We start from the raw sequence: 26,323 nt of genomic DNA, 5'->3' as shown, positions 1-26,323 counted from the left end.
CACAAAGTTTACATGAATTTAAATTCTTCCGCTCTATTCTCAATAAATCCATAATAATACAGAATGCCATCCACTATCCTAGCTGATGCTTTTCCATCGCCATAAGGATTGGTTGCTTTGCTCATCTTTTCATATTCATTACTATTTCTTATTAATAAATTAGCTTCTCTTATAATTTTATCCACATCTGTTCCAACTAACTTAACAGTTCCTGAATTTACAGCTTCCGGTCTCTCTGTTACATCCCTTAATACAAGAACTGGTTTACCAAGATGTGGCGCCTCTTCTTGCAATCCTCCTGAATCTGTCATTACCATAAAGCATTTATTCATTAAATTATGTGCTTCTTTAGTATCCAATGGGGAAAGTAAATGTACTCTCTTTTCTTCTCCTAAATGTTTATATACTATATCTTTAACTATTGGATTCAAATGAACTAAATAAACTAATTCTACATCCTCATTATTTCTTACTATATCTTTTAAAGCCATACATATATTTTCTATACCTTTTCCCCAGTTTTCTCTTCTATGTGCGGTTACCATAATAACTTTCTTATTTTTATAATCTATAGAATTTAACTGTTTATTTTCAAAAGTATATTCTTTATCAACAGTAAACTTCATAGCATCTATAACAGTATTTCCTGTTATAAATATATCCTTTTCTTCTACGCCTTCCCTAGTAAGGTTATTCTTAGAACTCATAGTTGGGGCAAAATGCAAATCTGCAATAGCTCCAGTAAGTTTTCTATTCATTTCCTCTGGAAATGGAAAATACTTATTGTAGGTTCTCAGTCCTGCTTCTACATGTCCTACCTTTATTTTTTGGTAAAAAGCTGCTAGTGCTCCCGCAAACGTAGTAGTAGTATCACCATGTACTAATATCAAATTAGGCTTCTCTGCTTCAAAGATTTCTTTTAATCCTTCTAGTACTTTTATAGTAATTCCCGTTAAACTTTGTTTCTCCTTCATTATATTTAAATCAAAGTCAGGTGTAATATTAAAAAGATTCAATACTTGATCTAACATTTCTCTATGTTGAGCTGTTACACAAACTTTACTTTCTATCTCTTCTCTGCTTTCCAATTCCTTAACTAAAGGAGCCATCTTTATCGCTTCTGGTCTTGTACCAAATATAGTAATAATCTTAATCTTATTCATTACTTTACCTCCAAATTTTACAGTACCTATTCTCTATGTTTGAAAAAACCACATTTCCAAGCCATAAGTACTAATATTAACATTACTACAGCTAAAAGGAAATACGAGCTTTGGCTACTTATTTGCATTGCTAATATTGCGAAACTGCCAAGAATCGCACTTATAAGATACATTATTATAACAGCTTGTCTTTGGGTTAACCCCATGTCCAATAGCCTATGATGTAAATGCCCTCTATCTGCTCCCATTATGGGTTTTCCATTAATTTTCCTTCTTACCATTGCAAAAAGAGTATCATAAATTGGCAATCCTAAAGCTAAAATAGGTACAGATATAGCAAAAGCTGCTGCAGATTTTATGGCACCTTCTATTGATATTGCAGCCAATAAGAAGCCTAAGAGCTGTGCTCCTGTATCTCCCATAAAAATAGATGCCGGATTAAAATTATATGGTAAAAATCCCAATATTGCTCCACTTAATGCACAGGTTAAAAAAGCTGCTTCAAATCTAGTATCAATTTTAAATAATGCAATTATAAAAAGAGTTATACAAGATATTAAAGCCACCCCTGCAGCAAGACCATCTAATCCATCTATAAGATTTATTGAATTAGTTATTCCTACAACCCATAATATAGTCAACGGTATAGATAACCATCCTACTTTAATCCAAAGATGATAATTCGGAAAAGGATTAGTTATATTTACTATTCTTACTCCAAATATTATTAATATTACTGCTGCTGATATCTGAAATAATAATTTTATTAAAGGCTTTATTTCATATTTATCGTCTAAAAATCCTCCTATAACAATTAAAGTAGCTCCTAATATTATTCCCTTTTCCTGATTTGTTAGTGGCCCACTCTTTAATAATAATGTAGTTATAAAGGATATATATATAGCTAATCCACCTAATAATGGAATTGGCTTTTTATGTACTCTTCTTTTATCTTTAGGCACATCTATAACTCTAACCTTTATTGCAAACTTTTTCACTAAAGGTGTCAACAAAAAAGAAAGTACTGTTGAAAATATAGCTACTAAAATTAAATTATTCATATTTTATCTCTCCATTTTATCTCTCCATTAATAAGATCCATCACCAACAAGAGAATCGTCATTTTCTATCCACTCTTCCACTAAAAAACTTCTATACTCAACTTTTGTATCTCTTATAACTACTTTATGTATGCCTGAATTTATTATAAACCTTTTACAAAGGGCACAAGGAGAAGTATTCTGCACAAACTTTCCACTTGAATATTCTTTTCCCACTAAATACATAGTAGCTCCTATCATATCCTGTCTTCTTGCAGATATTATAGCATTTTGTTCTGCATGAACGGATCTGCACAATTCGTACCTAGTCCCCCTAGGCACATTTAGTTGCTCTCTTCTACAATATCCTATATCACAACAATTTTTTCTTCCTCTAGGGGCCCCCGTATATCCAGTAGCAATTATTTCATCGTTTTTTACAATTATAGCTGCAAAATTTCGTCTTAGACAAGTCCCTCTTTCTAGAATGGTCTCACATATATCTAAATAATAGTTACTTTTATCTATTCTATCCATAATGCCTCCATTATTATGTATTTTTAAAAGATTAGTTGCAATCTTTTTATACTACGTACTATTCTATACCAAAATACAAATAATTAAAAGTATTAGTGATAAAATTAAAAGTCGGCATTTAGCCGACTTTTAATTTTATTTAGTGCCATATAATCTATCTCCAGCATCACCTAAACCAGGTACTATATATCCATCTTCATTTAATTTTTCATCAATAGCTCCTACATATATGTCTATATCAGGATGTTCATCCATAACTGCCTTAACACCTTCTGGAGCCGCTATTAAACACATAAGTCTTATATGCTTTGCTCCTCTTTTCTTTAAAAGAGTGATAGCATCTGCTGCTGATCCTCCAGTAGCAAGCATTGGATCTGTAACTATAACATCTCTTTCTCCTATATCTTGTGGAAGTTTACAAAAATATTCTACTGGCTTTAAAGTCTTCTCATCTCTATATAAACCTATATGTCCAACCTTTGCTGCTGGTATAAGCTTTAACATACCATCTACCATTCCTAATCCTGCCCTTAATATTGGAACTATGGCTACTTTCTTCCCAGCTAACATTTTGCATTTACTTTTACATATAGGTGTTTCTATCTCCACTTCTTGTAATTGAAGATCTCTAGTTACTTCATAAGCCATTAGCATAGCAACTTCTTCTACTAATTCCCTAAAGTCCTTAGATCCTGTATTTTTATCTCTAATTAGTGCTAATTTATGTAATATTAATGGATGTGATATTTGAGTGACTTTACTCATAATTATTGTTCCTCCTAAAATTTATTTATTATATTTGCTTTCTATACAAGAAATTTTATCTATTCTTTTTTGGTGTCTTCCACCTTCATATTTAGCGGATAAAAAATTATCTACTATATCTAATGCTAATCCTACTCCTACTACTCTTTGTCCTAATGCTAATATATTAGCATCATTGTGTTCTCTGCAAGCATGAGCACTAAATGTATCTCCACAAAGTGCTGCTCTTACCCCTGGAACTTTATTGGCAGCTATGCTAATTCCTATCCCTGTTCCACATACTAATATACCAAAATCATATCTTTTTGCTGCAACTTCTTCTGCTACTTTTATAGCATAATCAGGATAATCACAAGAATCTTCTGTAAGTGTTCCAAAATCCTGTACTTGTATTCCTTTACCTTCCAAATGTTTAATTATTTCCCTTTTTAAAGGTAATCCTGCATGATCACTTCCTAATGCAATTTTCAAAATAATACACCTCCATGTTTATTTGTGTTTGTAATATATATTTTAGTTTGCCCACAAAAAAAGAAGATAGGAGTATTTTAAGAAATACTTTTATCTTCTTTTAATTTATTTAATAGTAATAAAATACTATTTTTTAACTCATTAAAAGTGTTCTCATAAACAGTTATTGCGCCGCCATAAGGATCCAAAACATCCCCTTTAATGCCGACATACTCATTTAAACAATATATTTTATTTTTATATTTAGTAAAGTTGCTTATTAAAAGTTCTTTTATGTAATGCGTCATTGTAAAAATTAAATCATTTTCACAAATTAATTCTTCCGTTAATTGAACTGCATACCTTTTACTAATATCTGTATTTAATTCTTTCTTAACTATTGAAGCAGAATTTAAAGAAGTTTTACTATAAGGATTAGCAGCTATTCCCGCAGAAAATGCAATAAAAGATGTATCTTCTTTTAGATTATTAAAAATAACTTCTGCCATACAACTTCTACATGTATTTCCTGTACAAACAAATAATACTTTCATAGCTACCTCCCATGCCTAATCTTTAATAACTATCAGTTAAACATTTTAACTTACTGTTCATTATATGTCAACTATAATTTAAATTAAAAGTTTAGATATGAATGATATCGAAACCTGCAGATTTTTTTAGTCTATTCATAATAGCTATTCCTATACCATTTTCCTCAAAGGATTCAGAAATTATAACATCTACTTTTTTGTCATCAAAGGTTCTTAAAGTTTCGAATAAATTTTGAGCTATAGACTCTAAGCTGTTTCTACTTCCTAAAGATAGTGTTAATCCATATATATATCTATTTAATGTTTCATCTGTTGCCATTATACCTACAATCTTATTTTCTTTTGAATATTCTTCTGCCATTTTATTAATTTTATCTACAACTTTGTCCAATTCACCTTGAACAATTTTTACCGGTGCTTTAGGTGCATAATGTCTATATTTCATTCCTGGAGCTTTAGGTTTTAAATCTTTTGTTGGCTTTTTCATAATTGCCGGATCTATATATATGTTAGAGTCTATTTCTCTAAGCATTTCTAAGGTAATACCACCTGGTCTTAATATGCAAGGAGGATAGACAGTACAATCTATTACTGTAGATTCTACTCCTACAGCGCATTTATCTCCTCCTATAATGTAATCTACTTTTCCCATTAAATCTTCTACACATCTTTCTACATCTGTAGGACTTGGTTTACCTGATATATTAGCTGAAGGAGCTGCTATAGGTACTTCTGACATTTTAATAAGTTCTCTTCCAATCAAATTAGACGGCATTCTGATTCCAACACTATCTAATCCGGCACTAGTCTCATCTGGTATTAGATCTGTTTTTCTCAATATTACAGTCATAGGTCCTGGCCAAAATTTTTTCATTATTTTCTCAGCTACTTCAGGTACTTCTTTTACCAAAGGCTTTATAGATTCCATGTCAGCTATATGAACTATTAATGGGTTATCTTGAGGTCTTCCTTTAGCTTGAAATATTTTCTTAACTGCATTTGCATCTAAAGCATTTGCTCCAAGACCGTATACTGTTTCTGTAGGAAATACTACCAGTCCTCCATCTCTAATTATTTTTCCACATTCTCTAATTACACTATTATCTAAATCATGTTCGTCTAACATTACAACCTTTGTATCCAAAGCTACATCTCCTTTTAACTATTATAGCCAAATATCTATAATAATTTTATTAAAATCAATCCAAAAATTATGCCACTTAAAACTCCTATGGTACTAGATACTCCGTCCCATAATTTGGAAGATTCAGGAATCATCTCTCCACAAACTACATAAAGCATTATTCCAGAGGCAACTGACAAGCTTATTCCTAATGCATTACGAGACATATTACCTATATAAGTACCTATGAAAGCTCCTAATACTGTAGGTAATGCTGTGGCTACAGTATATCCAAATATTTTTAATGGTTTTATTCTAGACACCATTAGCGGGGCAGATACAGCTATACCTTCTGGAATATCATGAATGGCAATAATTATACTCATTTTTAATCCTAGACTTCCTCCTGCTGCAAATCCACATCCCATTATTATTCCCTCAGGGAAATTATGAATCATAAGTCCTATCGCCGTTATAAGAGCCATTTTTATATGTCTATCTACCTTATCATTTTGTAGATTATTATCTACAAAAGTAACTAAAACAATACCCATTATGCAGCATAGAATTGTATAATTAAATCCCCAATTCTGTAATGCTTCTGGTATAAGATCAAAGACAACTATAGACAACATAAGCCCCCCTGAAAATCCTATAATAGTTCCAAGAGTTCTTTTTGATGGATTTTTTATAACTATACCCATTAGCCCTCCTATAGTAGTGCCAGAAAGAGAAACTACACTTCCTAATATAATCATAAAAATTAAATTATTCAAATTATCACCTTTTTAAAATTTGTTCTCTATAGATAATATTTAAACTATTAATCAAATATTCTTATTGTATATGTAATTCATTCCTATACTCTTTTATCTTTTCAATAGCCTCATCTGTAAAAATAGCATAAACACAGCTTTTATATATATTGTCTAACAATTCATATTTATACAGTTTCCCTCTTTTTATAATAGTAAAAAAATATTCTTTCTCTGGATTAAGAATCTTAATCTTTTTATAATAAAAAGCCGCATATGGGTACATTTTTAAAAATTTCTCATTGATAGGTAGCATCTTTTTGCTTCTAAACTTAGAATCTGAAATTAAAACTATAAAAAAGTCTTTCTCTATACTTGATTTTACATCTTCAGCATGAACAAAAACTACTCTATTACAAGTAATATTTACTTGTTCTCTTCTTATGCCTGAAAGTACTTTTATCTTATAGCCATCATAATTAAACTTTAAACTCTCCGCATTTATTTTTGCCATAATAGCTATTATAATCAAACATTCTATAACCACTAAATAAACAATATAAAACATTGTAATTATTTTAGTTAATATTAAAACTATTGGAAGTATAAAAAAAATAAAGCTCATTATTAGCATAAATCTCTTATAAGACTTTTTTTGCTTTCTAATGGCTTTATTCATATCCATAATTTCCCTCTTCTCTTTAAAAAGCTTTTAGTTTAATTATTTCCTAAATTTTTCATTTTTTCTGCCTGTTCAACTGTAATTAATGCATCTATTATTTCATCCATGTCTCCATCAAGAAAAGACTCTAACCTATATATAGTTAATCCTATTCTGTGGTCTGTAACCCTTCCTTGTGGATAATTATAAGTTCTTATTCTTTCACTTCTATCTCCAGTGCCTACCTGGCTTTTTCTATCTTCAGCTATATTAGCACTTCTTTCTGCTTGAAGCCTATCATATAACCTTGACTTTAATACTTTCATAGCCTTTTCTTTATTTTTTAACTGAGACTTTTCATCTTGGCAACTAACTACAAGACCTGTTGGTAAATGAGTTATTCTTACTGCAGAATCTGTTGTATTAACACACTGTCCACCATGACCTGATGCTCTAAACACATCTATTCTTAAATCATTTTGGTTTATCTCAACATCTACATCTTCTACTTCTGGTAAAACTGCAACAGTAGCTGTAGATGTATGAATTCTACCACTTGATTCTGTATCTGGTACTCTTTGCACTCTATGCGCTCCACTTTCATACTTTAATCTACTATAAGCTCCATCACCTTTAAGCATAAATACTACTTCTTTAAAACCACCTATATCAGTTTCATTTGAACTTACAGGTTCTACTTTCCAGCCATGTCTTTCAGCATATCTAGTATACATTCTAAAAAGGTTTGCTGCAAATAAAGCTGCTTCTTCTCCTCCAGCTCCCCCTCTTATTTCTATAAATACGTTTTTGTCATCATTAGGATCTTTCGGCAATAGCAGTATTTTTAATTCCTGTTCTAAGTTTTGTTCTTTTTCACTTAATTCTTTTAGTTCTTCTTGTACCATTTCTTTTAATTCTTTTTCTAAATCTTCTTTAAGCATTTCTTTATCTGCTTCTATATCTTCTTGTACTTTTTTGTATTCTCTATACTTAGTAACTACGCTTTCTAAATCAGCATGCTCTTTACATAACTTTTGCCACTCTTTTTGATTAGCCATAATAGTTGGATCACTAATCTTTATTGATAGTTCTTCATATTTATTTTCTATAAAATTAAGTCTTTCTAACATATTTTTTCTCACTCCGTAAATATATTTTAACAACTATTAATTATATCATATGTTTTTTATATAAGGCAATGTAAATAAATTCTCTATTATCTTTATACACTATATTGCCCTTTAACAACTCTATCTAATCCGGATAAATCCTTTATACATTCTATATTATAAAAATTATTCTTCCTTAATAATGTTGTTACTTCTTCACCTTGATCATAGCCTATCTCAAAGGCCAGTTCTCCATTGTTATTTAAAACTTTTTTACTTTGCTCTATAATTTTTCTATAAAAGTCTAATCCATCTTCTCCTCCACTTAACGCTATATAAGGTTCATAATCCTTAACATCTTCCATAAGAGTTTGTATAATATCTTCTTTTATATAAGGAGGATTGGATACTATTATATCATATTTTATATTTTTATCTATTGCATATTTCATCAAATCACTCTTATTTACGTTTACTCTATTCCCTAATTCATGAAATATAACATTTTCTTTTGTTACTTCCAAAGGTATTTCGTCAATGTCAAAACAATCTACAAGAGTGTTCTTAGTAAACTTGGCAATAGATATGCCTATTACTCCACTACCACAGCAAACATCACATATATATTTATAAGAATTTTTTTTAACATCCTCTATAGCAGATTGAACTAAAATTTCTGTATCTGGTCTTGGAATTAATACGCCTTGTTTTATTTTAAAATCTAATCCCATGAATTCACATTCACCCAGCATATATTTAATAGGCATTTTATTTTTTCTAATATTAATCAATCTAAAATATTCTTCTACTTCCTCTTTAGTAACATTAAATTCTCTATTTATCATGATAAATAATTTATCTTTTTTTAAAACTTTTGCTAATAAAAGTTGGCAATCTAATCTATAACTTTCTATATTCGCGGCCTTTAAGACTTCGAATCCTTTTGTAAGAAGTATACCTATATTTAAATCTTTCCAATTTTCCATAAAATATCATACCTCATTTATATTTTCTTCATATTCAATTCCTTCTGCCGCCTTTAATGCTTTTATAGCCACTTCTAATTGGCTAAGATTAGGCTCCCTAGTAGTAAGCTTTTGAAGAGCAAGTCCTGGTGAAGCTATAATTTTGGATATACTACTATTACTCTTTCCAAGCCATTTAATTAATTCGTAGGTAATTCCCGAAACTAATGGTAGTAATATTATTCTATATAATATTCTCTCTAATAAAGAATTCCACCCAGTCAATGAAAAAACTAATATACTTACTATCATAACAAGAAATAAAAAATTTGTACCACATCTTGGATGAAATCTCGAATAATTTTTGGCATTTTCCGGTATTAATTCTTCTTCATTTTCATAACAAAATATAGTTTTATGTTCTGCTCCATGATATTGAAATACTCTATTTATATCTTCCATTTTTCCAATAAAAAAAATATATACCAAAAATATACTTACTCTTATTATTCCTTCTATTATATTTAATATTATAGTATTTTCTACAGCTGCTTTTTTAAATAAATTAGCAAATACATTTGGTAAAGCTACAAATAGTAATATAGAAATAAACAAAGAAATTATTAATGTAATAGAAATTAGAATCTTCTCTCCCTTATCTTTAAACTTATTTTCAAACCATCTATCAAATTTAGACTCTTCAGCATCTTCTTGAAAAAAAGATGCTGAGTAATTTAATGTTTTTATTCCTATAATCAAAGACTCTAACAATGAAACAAATCCTCTTATAATTGGAATTTTAAAAAAACTATTTCTTTTAGAATATGGTATAAATTCTTCTTTATTTACTATAATTTCTCCATCAGTTTTTCTTACAGCTGTTGCTATACCTTTACTTCCTCGCATCATTACTCCTTCAATTACAGCTTGACCACCAACTGAACAATTCCTTCTCATTTACTTCACCTCATCTTTAGGAACTAAATGGCACCTTCTACATCTTGCTTCATATGACTCCTTTGCTCCTACTAAAACTATAGCATCATTATAATTTGCAGGATTGCCATTTATAAGTCTTTGAGTTCTAGTGGCTGGATTTCCACATATCATACATATAGCTTGAATTTTATCAACAAATTCAGCAACAGCCATAAGTTGTGGCATATATCCAAAGGGTTCTCCTCTAAAATCCATATCTAAACCAGCACATATTACCCTTTTATCCATGTCTGCTATAAAATTTACCACTTTTACTATATCCTCATCAAAAAATTGTACTTCATCTATGGCTACAACTTGTGTATCATCATCAATTAACTTCAATATTTCACTAGAACTTCTAACTGGTATTGCCCCTTCCTTATCACCACAATGAGATACTACATCTTCGTTACTGTATCTATTATCAATTTCAGGTTTAAACACCTGTACTTTTTGCTTAGCAATTTTGGCTCTTCTAATTCTTCGTATAAGCTCTTCAGACTTACCACTGTACATTGGTCCAGCTATAACCTCTATCCAACCATGATTTTTGGGTCCATACATAATAAAAATTCCTCCTTAGGTTTTTATATAAATAACTATTCTTTATATAACTTTATCTTTTTAAACAAATATATTTTACCAAACCCAAGACATATATTAAAGAGTATGATTAAATTTTATTGACTATCTGTTAAAAACTATGATATAATTTAGTAGTTAAAAATTCGGATATTAGTATCCAGGATTCGAAAGAGGTGAAAAACATGAGAGAAGGCATACATCCAGAATACCACCATGATGCGGTAGTTAAGTGTGCATGTGGAAATACTTTTACAACAGGTTCTACAAACAAAGAACTTAAAGTTGAAATATGCTCTAAATGCCATCCATTCTTCACCGGCAAACAGAAGATAGTTGATGCTGGCGGAAGAGTTGAAAGATTCATGAAGAAATTCAACTTATCTAACGAAGAATAGAATTAGTTCTTTTTATACAAAAACAAGCCCGAATATAATATTCGGGCTTGTTTTGTGTTTCTATTTTTCTGTTATCTCTCTTATTACATCATATTTATCATCACTACTAGCTATAAATCCATCTACTATAGAATCTATACCTTGAAAATTATTAAATTCTTCAAAGGCTTTTTGTAAACTATTAGTTATTTCTTTATCTAAATAAGGACTTGCTGCTATAGCATCCTTAGGAATATTATCTGTCATTCCTATTATATGTAGCTCATCTATAGCTAAACCATGATTCTTAGCATTTTCTATGGCTTCACTATATGTAGCTCCTGCATCTACTTCTCCTGATAGAATAGCTTTTATAACATTATCATGGCTTCCCATAAAAGATATTTTTTTAAATATAGTATCTGGATTTATATTTTGTTTTTTTAGTATATTCCTAGCATATACATATCCTGACGCACTTTTTTTATCTACATATCCAAAATGTTTATCCTTTAATTCTTGTATTGTCTTTATGCCACTATGTTTTCTAACTATTATACACCCATTATAAAATGTTTTTCCATTTACTTTTGGCGTTACTAATGGTGTTATATCTATTTCTTTACGAGTAGCTACATAAGCAAATGGTGAGAACCATCCTGCATCTATAATTCCTTCTTTTATACCACTTCCTAAAGCCTCATAATCTTTTACTATAATCACTCTTGCTTTGCAAGAAATACTATCGCAAACTCTCTCTAATATAGGTACATATGATTTTTTTATGCTCTCTGGTGAAGTAAATGGGTTTATACCAAATATTATTTCATTGTCTTTTTTTAATTTTGCAGCAATGCACTGAATACTATCTCCTGTATCACTTAATTTATTGCAAAATTCAAGTATATGCTTGTTTTTCCCTTCTTGCAATTCTATCATTTTCATAGATTCTACCATAATACCATAAGTTTTTTCTACTGATAATGCAATTGTTCTTACAGCTTCTCCTATATTATTAGAACTATTCAATTGTTGAGTTGAAAAATTTTTTAAGTTCCCTATAGCTCTTTCAATGTTATTTAAAATTCCATCTATATCACTTACTAATCCAAAAGACTCCTTAACAACAACTTGAGCATTATCTATTTTACTTAAGCATTTCCCCATAGATCCATTAGCTTGTTCTACTCCCTCTATAATCTCTTTTACTATATTTTCTATCTGTAGCACGGCTTTTTCAGTCTCTTCTGACAATTTTCTTATTTCTTGAGCCACTACAGAAAACCCTTTACCAGCTTCCCCTGCCCTAGCAGCTTCTATTGAAGCATTAAGCGCTAATAAATTCGTTTGATTGGATATTCCTTTTATATTTCCAACAAAATTACTTATTCTTTTAGAAGACTCTTCAAAGGTATTATTTCCTTTAGATAGATGCTTAATATCATCATTTAACTCTAATAAATATTTACCTATATTTTCTATAACATCCTTGTTATTAGTAAGCATGGAATGAGAATTAATAGCATTCTCTTCAATTTGCATAATATTGCTGTTAAGTTCCTGAGACATACCTACTAAAGCATCTACAGATACATCTATTTCTTCAATATTTGACATATTTTCTTCACTATATCTTTGGACATCTTTAGATATATTGATTATATTTGTTAGCATGTCCATACTATCTTTATGTAGCCATAGTAACTGTTGTATATCAAATCCCAATGTTTCCCAAGTCATAAATAGATCTTTATAATAATTTTTCAAATTGTCATTTGTATTTTCCTTATATTCTAATTTATTATGCACATTATTATATTTAGTATTAAACATAATATATGTTGTTATATTTAGTATAGTTATTATAGAAATAAGAACTAGAGTATTTTTTATTAAAAAATAAAGTAATATGTTAATAAAAAATATTGCCATAGTAAAAATAAAAGAAGTTTTTTTATCACCCATTTTGATTCCCCCCAGATATTGAAATTGTTTTACATTATATTATCATTTTACTAAATAATGTATACTATAACAACATTTATATTAAAAAATAAATGAGCAGAATTCTGCTCATTTACTACCTACTTCCTCTATCTTTATTAAAATCTAACTTACTTATCAACCCTACAAATTCTTCATTATTTTTTGTTTTAAATAACATATTTATAAGCTGTTCTGTAATATTTGCAGTATTGTTTTCATCATATAATACTCTTCTTATATTAAATGCAGCTTCATATTCCTTAGCTAATAATAATAAATCCTCTTTTCTTGTTCCAGATTTATATATGTCTATAGCTGGGAATATTCTTCTTTCTTGAAGCTTCCTATCTAAATGAACTTCCATATTTCCGGTTCCTTTGAACTCTTCAAATATCATGTCGTCCATCCTACTTCCAGTTTCTACAAGGGCAGTAGCAAGTATAGTTAAGCTTCCCCCTTCTTCTATATTTCTAGCAGCTCCAAAGAATTTCTTAGGCATTATTAAAGCTCCTGGATCTAATCCTCCAGATAAAGTTCTTCCTGTAGGTGTTATTGTTAAATTGTAAGCTCTTGAAAGTCTAGTTATACTATCTAATAATATAACTACATCTTGCCCTTGCTCAACCATTCTTTTAGCTCTTTCTAATACCATATAAGTAACTTTTGTATGATGTTCAGGTTCTTCATCAAATGTTGAATATATTACTTCACCATTTATTGACCTTTGCATATCCGTAACTTCTTCAGGTCTTTCATCTATAAGCAATACTATTAATTTTACTTCCTTATGATTCATAGTTATACTTTGAGCTATTTTCTTTAAAAGAGTAGTTTTACCTGCTTTAGGGGGCGCAACTATAATCCCTCTTTGTCCCTTTCCTATAGGACATATAATATCCATTAATCTAGTTGATAAATCAGATCCTCTTGTTTCTAATTTCAATCTTTCATTTGGATATATAGGTATTAATGTTTCAAAAGGCTTTCTTCCTACAGCTCTTTCAGGATTTTCTCCATTAACTCTTTCTACATAAAGTAATGCCTTAAATTTCTCTCCTTCCTTTGGAGTTCTAACTTTTCCCTCTACTTCATCACCAGTTTTTAAGTTAAATCTTCTTATCTGAGAAGGAGATACATATATGTCATCCGGTCCTGTTAAATAATTCTTACCTCTTAAGAATCCATAATTATTATTTTCAATAATTTCAAGAACTCCTTTTGCAGAATCTGACTCATTAATCATTTCCTTAAGCTTTTCTCTCTTTTCTTCTGGATTACTTTTGTCGTTTTCTTCCAATGTTTCTTTTTCTACCTTACCATCCTCAACTACTTTTTTTGCCGTACTAGACATTGGCTCCTGTTTTGTTTCATTTATGTATTTCTTTTCTACTCTATTTTTTTTCTGTTCCATATGATCTGAAACATCTTCATCTTTAGATGATAATTTAGGGCTTATTCTTTCTCTTAATATAACACCATCTTTTTCTATATAACTAGGTGATATCTTCTCAATTTCTTCTATCAATTCAGCTTTTTTATATTTTGATATGCCCTTTATTCCTAAATCTTTAGCTAATTCTTTTAGCTCATTTACAGTCTTACTCTCTAAACCATTACTAGACAAAAAATAACACCTCCAATATTTAATTATAAAAAATTATTTATATAAACAACCTTTAGGGAATTATCAAAAGAAATCTTGAAAGGATGCACTGCGTATAACATTATACCCTATTTTAATATTTTAATCCAGAAATTTTTTATACAACTAAACTTCTAAGAATGGAAAAGTGAAACAAAAGTATGAAAATACATACTTTTGTTTTATATCATAGCATATATTTCCTTATTAATGTTATCATAGTTAAAAATTTTTTTTCTAACTTTATTGTATTTTCCTATATATAGAATAGGTATGCCAATTTCTTCACAACCACCTACTAGTAATTCTTTACACGCTAACTCTTTTAGGCTATATCTATAACAATGATTGCCACAGCATACTGGACATCTTATGTTAATTATTATTTCTCCTTTAGCTATTTTTATACTATTTATAGAGGTGACTTCTTTATCTAGTTCCTTCATTTTAAAAAACAAAGTATTTTTTATTATATATTTACCGCACTCATTTTTTAAGGCAAAAGTTATATTTGATTCAAATATCATTACATCACCTCCATAATAATTATCCATTAATTTTTGATTATTTAGAATAGCTTATTTAATATCTTAATAATATTATTTCTATAAAGATTAATAAATTCCTTCAATAATTTTGATATTTATTGTTATTTTTTAGCGATTATTACAAAAAGACTTAACGCCATATGCTCATATTTTGTAGCATATGGCGTTATTATAAATGTATTTAAGTAATTCTTAAGCTTAAATGTAGTTTAATTACCGAGATAAAGACTATTCCCCTAAAGATGCTTTTATAAATTCCTTAAATAATGGATGAGGTCTATTAGGTCTTGACTTTAATTCTGGATGAAATTGTACTGCCACAAACCATGGATGATTTTTCATCTCTATAATTTCAACTAATCTGCCATCTGGACTTGTTCCTGATATAACAAGACCTGCTTCTATTAAATTCTTTCTATATTCATTATTAAATTCATATCTATGTCTATGTCTTTCATAAATAATTTCTTCTCCATAAGCTTCAAATGCCTTACTTTCCTTAAGAAGTTTACATGGATATAATCCTAATCGCATTGTACCCCCTTTTTCATCTACATCTTTTTGTTCAGGCATTAAATCTATAACTGGATATTTTGTTTCTGGATCTATTTCAGAGCTATGCGCTCCTTCATATCCTAATATATTTCTAGCAAACTCTATAACTGAACACTGCATACCTAAACATATTCCAAATAAAGGTATAGAATTCTCCCTTGCCCATCTTATGGCTTCTATTTTTCCTTCTACTCCTCTATCTCCAAATCCTCCTGGTATAAGAATTCCATTTGCATCTTTTAAAATTTCGTTAGAATTTTCTTTAGTTATATCCATTGAACTTATCCATTTAATTTCTATACTAGCATCATTTGCATAACCACCGTGACTTAAAGATTCTACCACGGAAATATATGCATCATGCAATTCCACATACTTTCCTACCAATGCTATAGTTACTTTTTTAGAAAGATTTTTTATATTATGAACCATAGCTTTCCATTGTCTGTTATCTATATCTTTACATCCTAAAGATAACTTCTCACAAACTATATTATCCAATCCTTCTTTATGAAGCATTAGCGGAACTTCGTATAAATTCTCTGCATCTAAATTCTGTATTACACATCCTTTATCTACATTACAAAATAATCCTATCTTATTCTTTAAATCCTGTGAAATTGTTTTTTCAGAACGGCAAACAATTATATCTGGTTGTATTCCAATACTTCTCAGTTCTTTTACTGAATGTTGGGTAGGTTTAGTCTTAAGTTCCCCAGATTTTCCTAAATAAGGGACAAGAGTTACATGAATAAAACATACATTCTCTCTTCCTACATCATATTTTATTTGTCTTATAGCCTCAAGAAAAGGTAAAGATTCTATATCTCCAACTGTTCCTCCTATTTCAGTTATAACCACATCTACATCTTTTTCCTTGCTAACCCTATATACTCTTTCTTTTATCTCATTTGTGATATGTGGTATTACTTGCACAGTACCTCCTAAGTAATCCCCTTTTCTTTCCTTATTTATCACAGACCAATATATTTTACCTGTAGTTACATTGTTGCTTTTACTCAAACTTTCATCAATAAATCTTTCATAATGCCCTAAATCAAGGTCAGTTTCAGCCCCATCATCCGTTACAAATACTTCCCCATGCTGATATGGACTCATTGTACCAGGATCTATATTTATGTATGGATCAAACTTCTGTATAGATACTTTCATACCTCTATTTTTTAATAATCTTCCAAGTGAAGCTGCTGTTATTCCTTTCCCTAATGAGGAAACAACTCCTCCAGTTACAAAAATATATTTAGTATTCATAAAATTATGCTCTATAAATCTCATTATATAGAGCATTCTTCACCCCCTAATCCTTTTTTTAATATAAAAATATTTATAATTACTATTGACAATCTACTATTTTATGCTTATAATAAATATTACCTCACCATTTAAAATGGGATTTTTGTGTTCAAATACATACACAATATATTATCATATCTTTTAAAAATTTTCTACTATTTTTTGCTCTATTTTTTATTCTATTTTTTCTATTATAGTTTCTGCTTCAAAATACATTTCTCTTATCCTTCTATTTAATAAAAATTTTTCCTGAGCTTTCTTCACGTTGTTATTAAGCTTTCTTTTATTATTTATATCAAAATCTTTAGTTAAATTACTTATATCCATGCAATTGTATTTTTTTAAGAGCAAAAATAATAAGTATTTACATTCCTCATCTTCTAATATTCTAATAAGTTCTTCTCTTTTAATCCCTTTATATTCACATAATAATTCTATTATTTTTTCATATTTAGTATTTTTATTAAAATAATTCATTATACTAAGGAATTGAAAAATACAATCCCTATATTCCCTCCTTACTCTTTTAATAAGAATCATATCCATAAAAATAATTTTTAAACATTAATTTAAATAAAAAAAAACGCAAAGGCTATATACCTACTGCGCTTTTATAGTAATTTTGAGAATTGTATTTTGAGGCTTTTGTCCAGAAACACCCATATTATAATTTATAGTTACATTTCCTCCTTCATCATTTACATCAATATCTAGTTTTTTAGTATCTAACTTTAATTCTAATGTTCCGTAAGGAGTATTATAAAGTATTGTATTATCTTTTTTCTCTTCAAATTCCATTTTAGTACTGGTTGTTCCCATTCTTATCAAGGAGAATTTATTGTCCTGGGAATTTATTCTAAAAGTGGTCGTTGTCCCTTCCATTCCTGATATTTCTGTTTCATTATAAACTACATAGTAACAATTTTCCTTCTTATAAAAATCTCCTGGTGTAACTACTTCTATAGTATCTTCTTTTTTCTTGGATTGTATACTAGATACAGAAATAAGAGCTTTCTTTTTCATAAGTCACTTTTTCACCTCCTACTTTATCTTTAAACGTTATATTATATATTTATTAATTTCTTCTTCGGAAGCTGGTTCTACTTCTATATGTTTATCTAACGAACTCATAAATTTTCCATACTTAACCTTAACCGTCTTTTCATCTTTTCCTTTACTGTATCTAGCAGTTATTTCAGCAGCAAACTTTATATCTTTATCCAAAGGTTCACCTACTATTATAATCATAGAGCCATTAAATTCTTCTGCTAAAAAGATATAATCATCTTTATCTAAATATTTTTTTATTTCATCTCCTTCTTCTTTAGTTCTAGTAGATATTATTTTAGCTCCTTTTGATATTCTAAAATGTCTTCCGTATCTTAAAAGTTCTAAATCTTTATACCTAGGATTATTTTTGTCTATTAGTAGTTCTCTTAGTCTTTTTGAATAATTAGGTTCAGTAAGCTTACATCCTCCTGCTGGTGATGGGTAATCCTTAATCCCCCACTTTTCAGCTAACTCCATTTGAACTTTTCTTCCTCTTCCAGATATATTCATAAGTTTCTCTCTATCTACGAGGCCTTTTAATTCCATCTCTGTTGGTTGTAAATTCTTTGCACATAATGGTCTTAAAATTTTATCGCTAAATCCAGATTCTTTCTTTACTATATCTAAAGCCGATTTATTTTGAGACATAGGTCTTTGGTTTAACACTTCTCCTGTTATTATAAAATCAGCATCTAACTCTTCCAATAATTTACCTGAATAATTAAGCATTAAGCTATGACAATCTATACAAGGATTCATATTCTTACCATATCCATGCTTAGGATGTCTAACCATATCAAAATGCTCTTTAGAAAAATCAACAACTTTTAAAGGTATATCTATTTGTTTAGTCATTTTTTTTGCATTTTCTTCATTGAAAAAATAGGATTTAAAACATATTCCTATTACCTCTATTCCTTGGTCTTTTATAAGTTTAGCAGCCAAAATACTGTCTAAACCTCCAGATATCATTGCTAATGCTTTTACCATAAAATTCACCCTTTTCTCTTTAAAACAAATTTATTGTTCTTTTCTATCTATTGCTAATTCTATAAGCTCGTCTATTAATTCATAATACTCTTTTCCTGATGCTTTCCATAATTTAGGATACATACTTATCTTTGTAAAACCAGGCAGAGTATTTACTTCATTTAAATATACTTCATTTGTGTCCTTATCTATCAAAAAGTCAATTCTAGACATTCCTTCACAATCTAGTAATTTATATATATTTATAGCTATTTCTTTTATCTTTTCTTGTTCATTTTCATCCAAAGCTGCCGGAATTAAAAGTTTAGAAGATTCATTTTTATACTTAGCTTCATAATCATAAAACTCTTTAGCTGGAAGTATCTCCCCAGGTACTGCAGCTTTGGGTTCATCATTTCCAAGAACAGCTACCTCTACCTCTCTAGCATTTATGGCTTTTTCTACCAATATTTTTCTGTCATATTTCAAGGCCTCTTCTAAGCCTTTTATAAGTTCTTCTCTATTATGAGCTTTAGTTATACCTACAGAAGAACCACTATTAGAAGGCTTTATAAATATATCATATCCTAATTTATCTTCTATATTTACTATAATATTTTGTTTATCCTTATTATAGTTGAATTTATTTACTACTACATAATCTGCTTGCTTTATTTTAAAATTTTCTAACACATATTTTGTATATACTTTATCCATACATAAAGCAGATGATAATACTCCTGGTCCTACAAAAGGAATATCAAGTAATTTACATAATCCTTGTATAGTACCATCTTCTCCATATAATCCATGTAAAACCGGAAATACTACGTCTACTTCTTTATTAAATAATATATTTTGTGCATTAGAAATTTTACATTCTTCATCATTTTCCCATTGTCCATTTTCTATATTTTCTACTTTACCAGTATATTTGAACCATTTTCCTTGCTTAGTAATTCCTATTGTAGTAATTTCATACTTACACTTATCAATATTTTTTAGTACTGAAGCTGCTGATACCCTTGATACTTCATGTTCAGTAGATTGTCCACCAAAAAGTATAGCTATTTTTTTCATTATTATCTCTCCTCATAAATCATATAACTTTAATCATTTAATTAATTTTAAATAAAATAATTAAAGTCTGCTATTATATTATAATATGATTAAAATTAATAGTTCAAATATTAGTTTAGTTTTTTTTAATAATTAAATCAACAATTTTATTTATAGTTGTAAGATGTTATCCACATCTTACAACCATATTTTCTTAATTATATTGTTAATTCACCATTAGGTGTATTTATTATTTGAATAATTCTTTGTTCAAATCCAGTATTGGCATTTATATAAACAATAAAATCTTCATCGTTACATACTCCTGAAAATTCATAGCAAAGTACTTCTTTATTAGTTTCTGTAGGAACTATTGCCAATCTAATTGAATTTATTTTTAGTCTTTTACTTACTCTGTCTTTAGCTTGCTCTGCAGTTATTTTTGGTTTGTCAATCTGTCTTTTGTCAACGTGAGAAATTAAGTACTTCTCTGATTCTATACCCACTATACTACCATCATCAAGAGCAATCTTAAGTTTTATTTGGTCAGGATATATTATAATATTATCTTGTTTATATACATAACTAATAACCATCGTACTCCCATAATTCATAGTATACATTGGTATCATATTTTTATAGCCTATAGTATTTAAATAACTCATTCCTTTTTGCATAGCTTTATCTTTATTTATATTAATTTTTCCTATAGCTTTATTATCTAATAAGTATACTATTTTCCCTCCATGTTTACTCACTTCGCAAGCAATAGTACTTTTCTTATCATTTCTGCCTTTTACATAAACCTCAAAAGAATATGTAGGTATTTTTGTGTTGCTCTGTCTATCATTTATTTTTATAGACTCCACTTTATCTGCTCCTATTGTTTTTTTAGCTATATTCTCAGCTTCTTTTTGAGATACTATGTCTTTAGAATTAATTTTTGGTGCTATATCTACTATGTTATCTGAGAATGGTCCATCATATATTAAAGCCGGATACTGAGCTACTTGTTTTTGTATTCCCTTAAATTTTTCTGCTAATGCTTCCTTCCTGTTCTTGGCAAAAACACCACTAACTCTTTTTCTTATCTCTCCCCATTTAACCTTTCCTTCACTAATTTCATCTGAAGTTTTCTTCAAGCTAACCTCCAACTGAAAAGACCTGTTTTTTAAATTATCAATTGTTTGATAATCTTTTTCTTTTAATTCTTTTCCTTCTGAAGCATTTCTACCTAACGTGTAACAGAAGTCTCCAACTTGAGATAAAAACTTACTTGAATTATCTAAGGTTTCTTGAGGGATAGGTAAAGAATGTAATTTATCATTGGCCATAGATGCATGCCTAAATATTTCTTCAAAAACTATAATACTTTGCTCCCTAGAACCAACTACAGCAGATTTGCTTAAATTTGTTCTTATATTTTGCACTGAACTAATTAATTCATACATATTTTTAGTATATTCTGCTTGTAAATAATTTCTATAGTCCGTTCTTTCTAATGTCATGAGTATTGCAAAGGTTGATGAAAATACAACTATTAATGTTACTATGGCAGTATAAACTATTCTTTTTTTTGTCATTTTCATAGCAATTCCTCCCACAAATTTCTTATATTATTATCTGTAGTATTTACATTAGTTATTCACTATAATCAAAACATTTATTAAAATGTTTACCAAGTTTTATTATGATATAATATACTATAGTGAAACTTTTTGGTTATACTATTTAATATACTGTTAAATAATTTTAAAACCTTATATTTTTAATCAAAATAGTGTAAAATATTTATTAACTGAGTTTTCCTACAAAGTATAGACAGCTTTAAATATGAAAGGGGAAACAATAATACATGAGAACATTAATATTTTCAGTTTCTGCCGGCGGGGGTCATAGTCGAGCTGCAGAAGCTATAAAAGATTATATTTATCTTCATGATCCTAAATCTAATGTAAAAATAATAGATACCTTAAAGTACATAAATCCAATTATTGACAAAGTTATAATTGGAAGCTACTTAAAAACAATAAAAGTTACTCCTTCTTTATTTGGAAAGTTATATGATTATTCCGAAACTGATTATGGATTAGCTACAATTAGCTCTAAATTTAATGAAATAATGACTTATAGACTTCTACCATTAATAAATGATTTTAATCCGGATGTATTGATAGCAACTCATCCTTTTCCAACAGAGATGCTATCTATATTAAAAATTAAACATAAAACAGAATTACCTACTATGTCTATACTTACAGATTATGCTCCTCATAGCTTTTGGCTTCATCCGCGTATAGATGCATATGTAGTTTCTAATTCGGATATGATACCAGAAATGGTTTCTAAAGGTATACCTAAAAGTACAATATATGATATAGGAATTCCTATTAACCCAGAATTTTTTAGACAATATGATAAGAAAAAAACTTTAGAAGAGATACAGTTTTCTCCTGATAAAACTACTATATTAATAATGGGTGGAAGCTTAGGTATGGGAAAAATAGACTATGTATATGAAGAACTCCTGCACGTAAACAAGGATATTCAAATTATAGTCATAACCGGAAATAACAAAAAACTATACTATGATTTAATGAAATACCAAAATATATCCACAGAAAATAAAAAAACTTATATAATAGGTTTTACAGATAAAGTAAATAAATATATGCAAGCTTCTAATCTTCTTCTTACTAAACCTGGAGGTCTTACAATAACAGAAGCTCTTATATGCAAAATACCTATTGGCATATTTTCACCTATACCTGGTCAAGAAGAAAAAAATGCAGATTTTCTTCTTAAACATAATCTAGCTGTAGATTTAGGAAAAGGTAAAAGTACAAAAAAAGTTATAGAAGAACTTCTTTCAACACCTGATAATCTACTAAAAATGAAGGAAAACTGTACGAAATTTTCAAAACCTAACGTTGGAAAAGATATGTATAATCTAATTCTAAAACTTATAAAAAAAAGTGAGTTTGTAAACACAATGGAGAATGAAGCCTCTATAAGCAAAGATATATTTTAATGATTAAATTAATTTTAACTTATAACTAAAAAATCCAGATTAAACTGGATTTTTTAGTTCTTTTTAATTAAATATATTGTTTATTACTTCGAATATTTTAAATTTAATTTTTATATCATTTTTTACTTTTTTATTATTAGACTTTTTTTCGTTATTTATGAATCTATATTCATTTTCTGTAAGAACACTCTTCATTTCTTCTTCTGTTTCCTTATAAGCTACTTCCCCTTTAGTTATATCTACAAAACATAAAGGAGGAAACATAACACACCACCAATTCTGTCCTCTACCTTCCCCTATTATTACTCTGTATGCTTCATATTTTCCTTCAGGTAAAGTTATATTTCCATAGGTTTTTATAGGAAAATTTTCATAAGATAAATTAGTATCTATTTTATAATTATAACCATTATCATTCAATATTTTCTTTGCTATTTGCCTAATAAATTTATCATTTTTCTTTATAATTTCTCTTGATTCATCTATACTTTTAGACTTCTCTAATTTAGGTGCCATATACTTTAATACACCATCTCTTACCTTTAGTTTTAAATTTTGATCCTTAGCTAAATCACTATTAGCTATAACATGGAATCTAATTAATTTCTCTGATACTTTCTTTTGTTGCATGCTTGTCTTTATTGACTTTACATTAAAAGCTCCTAAAATTAATATAAATAAAAAGATAATAATAGCTATTCTTTTTCTCATAATAATTATCCCCCTTGTAACAATTCCCTTAATAATCTACTAGCTATTATTACCATTTATTAATTATATATACATATTTTAAAATTATTTAATTTAACCTTTACTTTATTGCTCCTATTCTTCTTATATGAGTATTTACATTTATATTTATTAACGCATTTTTATATACTTCTTCCCAGTTACCTTTAACTTTATTCCATATCTTTGAATTATACTTCTCGATATACTCTCTTAATCCAATTAAATCTACAGAATATTTATCTTGTATAGTTCTAACTACTTTGCCCATCTCATCTTCTAAAGATTTATTAAAATCAGTCTCTATTTTCTCCAATTCACTTTCAGAAAGCAGCTTTTTACCTAAATAATATTCTTTTATTTGTCCTTCCATACTAATGTCCATATTAAATACTATTTTTTCTCCTTCTCTATCCATAGATACTTTTCTTTCTAGCCCATATATTTCAAAATCTATTGGATGCCCTTCTTTATAAATTACTTTTTTTCCTCCTTTTAATTCTCCTCTTAATATTTTTACATCTGATGTTTCTGTAGGCGATAACATCCCTTTAAATTTATAGTCTTTTATAACACAAGTTCCAGATAAACTGATTTCTTTTTTATATTTATCTATAGATAAACAAGGTAAAATTGCACTTCCAGTTTCATCTAGACTTTTTAAAAATTCATTTAAATCTACAGATATAATACTACTATTTCTATTACTATTTTCAATAAGTCCATATATATAACCTTGTAAGCTTTTTTCCATATTAGGTTTAAATTTTATATAATCTTCTACTTTCCCATCACTCATTGCTATTAAAGCATTTCTATTTACTGAAGGCTGCCTTTGCAAATAATCTAGAACCTCTTTGACTACCTCTGGATATGTAAATAAATTGTTACCCATAATTAAAAGTTTTGAATGTCCAAAACTAATAGTTCTACTACTTTTAGAAATTGCCTTAGAAAAAGCATCTTCCATGGAATACGCATCTACATTTATTGTTTTTTCTTCAGCTACTCCTCCTTTATCTGGCCCCATTTGACTTATATCCGGAAAAGCATATGTTATATTCAGTCTTTTAATATTATTATCTGAGAAAGGTTCATCTGGTTTTAATTTTTTTAATTCCTCTTCCTTTGTCACTTCTTCTCCTGTATCTATACCTAAAGTAGATATAAAAGCTTTCCTATCTATTTCTACCTTATCCCAACATCCAACAATAAAGATACAACACATAATCAAACATAATAACTTTATTAACTTTCTTTTTCTCTTTATGAAAATCACCTTACGTTCCTTCCTCCTTTCTTAGCAGATGAAATAAATAATAATGCTAAAGGCAGTATTACAAGGTTAATTAGAAAAAAGAGAGAATTATATCTTTCCGTTAATGCATATACTTGTGCTATATTTTTCGGATATATAGCTACTAAATATATAAAAGGTAATATTATAGACGAAGCTAATTTTATATCCTTAAAATTTAATACTTTCCTTAGTAGATCAGATGCGAAATAATAATGATTTGTAAAAGTCGTAAAATAAAATATTATCCATATGCTCATTATTATCCCTTCCCATCTTTCAATAAAAGCACCTGGAATATCAATATATTTTATCATAGTAATTGTAGGCCATAAAAGTATCTTAGTTTGTTCTTTTCCAAAAATGCCAACTGCTAATATAAATACAAGTACATAAAATAAAGCTATAAATATAATTCCATTAAATACAATTCTCTTAATATTTCTCTTTTCTTTTACAAAAGGTAAAATTAAAAATAATATTTGAAATCCCATAAATCTATTCATACTTCTCATAATACCTTTTAAATAACTTTCTGGTGCATTATTTAAAACTGGTAGCAAATTAGTTATATCTGCATCATAAAACGAAAATATAAATACTACTATAACAGGTATAAACATTAACCAAAAACTTATCTCATTAAATTTTATTAAGCTATCCAACTCTGCCCTAACTAGATAGCTTCCTGTTAAAATAGTTACTAAAAATATAAATTCTGTAGGAGTTCTTTCTAAAAGATACATTTTTATCTCTTCTGTAAACACTCTTAGTCCAGTGGATAAAAAAAATATACTATACAATATTAAACTTAAAGTGGCTAATCCACCAAATATTTTTCCCAAGTTATTTTGCAATATCTCATAAGTATGAGCATAATCATTATTCCTTATAACTTTACATATAACATATATTAAAAAATAAGATATGATACTACTTAGAAGTATTACTATCCACCCATCTCCTCCAACAATATTGGCTAATTCACTAGGATATGAAAAAACATTAACCCCTATAATAGTTACTACTAAAGTAGCAAATAGTGAATAAGAAGATACAATATTATTATCATTCAAATTTA

27 protein-coding genes are annotated in these 26,323 nt (G+C 28.5%); 2 read left to right on the top strand and 25 right to left on the bottom strand.

The features are described 5' to 3' along the window. Positions 1-8: 8 nt before the first annotated feature. The 13 genes from wecB to J2Z24_RS16415 form a co-directional block, all read right to left on the bottom strand. Positions 9-1,163 carry a non-hydrolyzing UDP-N-acetylglucosamine 2-epimerase gene (wecB, locus tag J2Z24_RS16475; RefSeq protein ID WP_035145066.1) on the bottom strand — a complete coding sequence of 385 codons (1,155 nt, stop codon included), beginning with the start codon at positions 1,161-1,163 and terminating at the stop codon, positions 9-11. Between the two features lie 26 nt (positions 1,164-1,189). Further along, a complete protein-coding gene (locus tag J2Z24_RS16470) occupies positions 1,190-2,224 on the bottom strand; it encodes an MraY family glycosyltransferase (protein ID WP_035145068.1) in 1,035 nt (344 codons plus the stop codon). Between the two features lie 27 nt (positions 2,225-2,251). Continuing rightward, on the bottom strand, positions 2,252-2,740 hold the full coding sequence (locus J2Z24_RS16465) for a deoxycytidylate deaminase (protein ID WP_035145070.1): 489 nt from the start codon (positions 2,738-2,740) through the stop codon (positions 2,252-2,254). A gap of 135 nt (positions 2,741-2,875) precedes the next feature. Continuing rightward, positions 2,876-3,505: a uracil phosphoribosyltransferase gene (upp, locus tag J2Z24_RS16460; protein WP_035145072.1), complete on the bottom strand. Its 630-nt coding sequence runs from the start codon at positions 3,503-3,505 to the stop codon at positions 2,876-2,878. 21 nt (positions 3,506-3,526) lie between these two features. After that, positions 3,527-3,976 (bottom strand): ribose 5-phosphate isomerase B, encoded by a 450-nt coding sequence (rpiB, locus tag J2Z24_RS16455; RefSeq protein ID WP_035145074.1) that lies wholly within the window; start codon positions 3,974-3,976, stop codon positions 3,527-3,529. A gap of 77 nt (positions 3,977-4,053) precedes the next feature. Then, positions 4,054-4,509, bottom strand: coding sequence for a low molecular weight protein arginine phosphatase (locus tag J2Z24_RS16450; protein WP_035145077.1), 456 nt, complete (start codon positions 4,507-4,509; stop codon positions 4,054-4,056). Between the two features lie 91 nt (positions 4,510-4,600). After that, entirely contained in the window at positions 4,601-5,653 is a 1,053-nt protein-coding gene (locus tag J2Z24_RS16445; RefSeq protein WP_035145080.1) for an L-threonylcarbamoyladenylate synthase, read from the bottom strand. A gap of 35 nt (positions 5,654-5,688) precedes the next feature. Next, positions 5,689-6,408, bottom strand: coding sequence for a ZIP family metal transporter (locus J2Z24_RS16440; RefSeq protein ID WP_035145082.1), 720 nt, complete (start codon positions 6,406-6,408; stop codon positions 5,689-5,691). Between the two features lie 61 nt (positions 6,409-6,469). After that, positions 6,470-7,072 carry a hypothetical protein gene (locus tag J2Z24_RS16435; RefSeq protein WP_035145086.1) on the bottom strand — a complete coding sequence of 201 codons (603 nt, stop codon included), beginning with the start codon at positions 7,070-7,072 and terminating at the stop codon, positions 6,470-6,472. Positions 7,073-7,104: 32 nt separating this feature from the next. Beyond that, positions 7,105-8,178: a peptide chain release factor 1 gene (prfA, locus tag J2Z24_RS16430; RefSeq protein WP_035145088.1), complete on the bottom strand. Its 1,074-nt coding sequence runs from the start codon at positions 8,176-8,178 to the stop codon at positions 7,105-7,107. Positions 8,179-8,270: 92 nt separating this feature from the next. After that, a complete protein-coding gene (gene prmC / locus J2Z24_RS16425) occupies positions 8,271-9,143 on the bottom strand; it encodes a peptide chain release factor N(5)-glutamine methyltransferase (RefSeq protein ID WP_035145090.1) in 873 nt (290 codons plus the stop codon). A gap of 6 nt (positions 9,144-9,149) precedes the next feature. Continuing rightward, the gene (locus tag J2Z24_RS16420; RefSeq protein WP_035145093.1) at positions 9,150-10,079 is read right to left on the bottom strand and encodes a DUF1385 domain-containing protein; all 930 of its coding nucleotides are present in this window, start codon (positions 10,077-10,079) and stop codon (positions 9,150-9,152) included. Continuing rightward, a complete protein-coding gene (locus J2Z24_RS16415; protein WP_035145095.1) occupies positions 10,080-10,667 on the bottom strand; it encodes a thymidine kinase in 588 nt (195 codons plus the stop codon). Positions 10,668-10,870: 203 nt separating this feature from the next. Here J2Z24_RS16415 and rpmE point away from each other — a divergent pair, with 203 nt between their 5' ends. Beyond that, positions 10,871-11,083, top strand: a complete 213-nt coding sequence (rpmE, locus tag J2Z24_RS16410) for a 50S ribosomal protein L31 (RefSeq protein ID WP_035145097.1) — start codon at positions 10,871-10,873, stop codon at positions 11,081-11,083. Between the two features lie 60 nt (positions 11,084-11,143). On the opposite strand, the gene phnD is transcribed toward rpmE, so the two are convergent. From phnD to ypeB, 9 genes are all read right to left on the bottom strand, one after another. Next, positions 11,144-13,027: a phosphate/phosphite/phosphonate ABC transporter substrate-binding protein gene (phnD, locus tag J2Z24_RS16405; RefSeq protein WP_035145099.1), complete on the bottom strand. Its 1,884-nt coding sequence runs from the start codon at positions 13,025-13,027 to the stop codon at positions 11,144-11,146. Between the two features lie 115 nt (positions 13,028-13,142). Then, on the bottom strand, positions 13,143-14,672 hold the full coding sequence (rho, locus tag J2Z24_RS16400) for a transcription termination factor Rho (RefSeq protein ID WP_035145100.1): 1,530 nt from the start codon (positions 14,670-14,672) through the stop codon (positions 13,143-13,145). A gap of 200 nt (positions 14,673-14,872) precedes the next feature. Then, positions 14,873-15,217 (bottom strand): hypothetical protein, encoded by a 345-nt coding sequence (locus J2Z24_RS16395; protein WP_035145101.1) that lies wholly within the window; start codon positions 15,215-15,217, stop codon positions 14,873-14,875. A 249-nt stretch (positions 15,218-15,466) separates the two neighbouring features. Next, entirely contained in the window at positions 15,467-17,065 is a 1,599-nt protein-coding gene (gene pyrG / locus J2Z24_RS16390) for a CTP synthase (protein WP_035145222.1), read from the bottom strand. A gap of 216 nt (positions 17,066-17,281) precedes the next feature. Further along, on the bottom strand, positions 17,282-17,584 hold the full coding sequence (locus J2Z24_RS16385; RefSeq protein ID WP_035145103.1) for a hypothetical protein: 303 nt from the start codon (positions 17,582-17,584) through the stop codon (positions 17,282-17,284). Between the two features lie 123 nt (positions 17,585-17,707). Then, positions 17,708-18,130: a YwiB family protein gene (locus J2Z24_RS16380; RefSeq protein WP_035145105.1), complete on the bottom strand. Its 423-nt coding sequence runs from the start codon at positions 18,128-18,130 to the stop codon at positions 17,708-17,710. A gap of 36 nt (positions 18,131-18,166) precedes the next feature. Continuing rightward, positions 18,167-19,147: a DUF814 domain-containing protein gene (locus tag J2Z24_RS16375; protein ID WP_035145107.1), complete on the bottom strand. Its 981-nt coding sequence runs from the start codon at positions 19,145-19,147 to the stop codon at positions 18,167-18,169. Positions 19,148-19,177: 30 nt separating this feature from the next. Beyond that, positions 19,178-20,209: a D-alanine--D-alanine ligase family protein gene (locus tag J2Z24_RS16370; protein ID WP_035145109.1), complete on the bottom strand. Its 1,032-nt coding sequence runs from the start codon at positions 20,207-20,209 to the stop codon at positions 19,178-19,180. A gap of 194 nt (positions 20,210-20,403) precedes the next feature. Next, entirely contained in the window at positions 20,404-21,774 is a 1,371-nt protein-coding gene (gene ypeB / locus J2Z24_RS16365) for a germination protein YpeB (protein WP_035145111.1), read from the bottom strand. A 266-nt stretch (positions 21,775-22,040) separates the two neighbouring features. Between ypeB and J2Z24_RS16360 the strand changes: the two genes are divergently transcribed. Next, on the top strand, positions 22,041-23,216 hold the full coding sequence (locus J2Z24_RS16360) for an MGDG synthase family glycosyltransferase (RefSeq protein WP_035145112.1): 1,176 nt from the start codon (positions 22,041-22,043) through the stop codon (positions 23,214-23,216). A 63-nt stretch (positions 23,217-23,279) separates the two neighbouring features. On the opposite strand, the gene spoIIR is transcribed toward J2Z24_RS16360, so the two are convergent. From spoIIR to J2Z24_RS16345, 3 genes are all read right to left on the bottom strand, one after another. Beyond that, positions 23,280-23,927: a stage II sporulation protein R gene (gene spoIIR / locus J2Z24_RS16355; RefSeq protein ID WP_035145114.1), complete on the bottom strand. Its 648-nt coding sequence runs from the start codon at positions 23,925-23,927 to the stop codon at positions 23,280-23,282. Between the two features lie 100 nt (positions 23,928-24,027). Continuing rightward, positions 24,028-25,224 (bottom strand): Ger(x)C family spore germination protein, encoded by a 1,197-nt coding sequence (locus J2Z24_RS16350; RefSeq protein ID WP_051593122.1) that lies wholly within the window; start codon positions 25,222-25,224, stop codon positions 24,028-24,030. Next, positions 25,221-26,318 (bottom strand): GerAB/ArcD/ProY family transporter, encoded by a 1,098-nt coding sequence (locus tag J2Z24_RS16345; protein ID WP_035145116.1) that lies wholly within the window; start codon positions 26,316-26,318, stop codon positions 25,221-25,223. Before J2Z24_RS16345 ends, J2Z24_RS16350 begins: the two co-directional genes overlap by 4 nt. Positions 26,319-26,323 lie beyond the last annotated feature (5 nt).

The organism is Clostridium tetanomorphum (assembly GCF_017873215.1).
GTDB lineage: Bacteria > Bacillota > Clostridia > Clostridiales > Clostridiaceae > Clostridium_AO > Clostridium_AO tetanomorphum.
The sequence above is the reverse complement of the archived record's forward strand: the minus strand, read 5'-3'. Positions and strand labels throughout refer to the sequence as shown.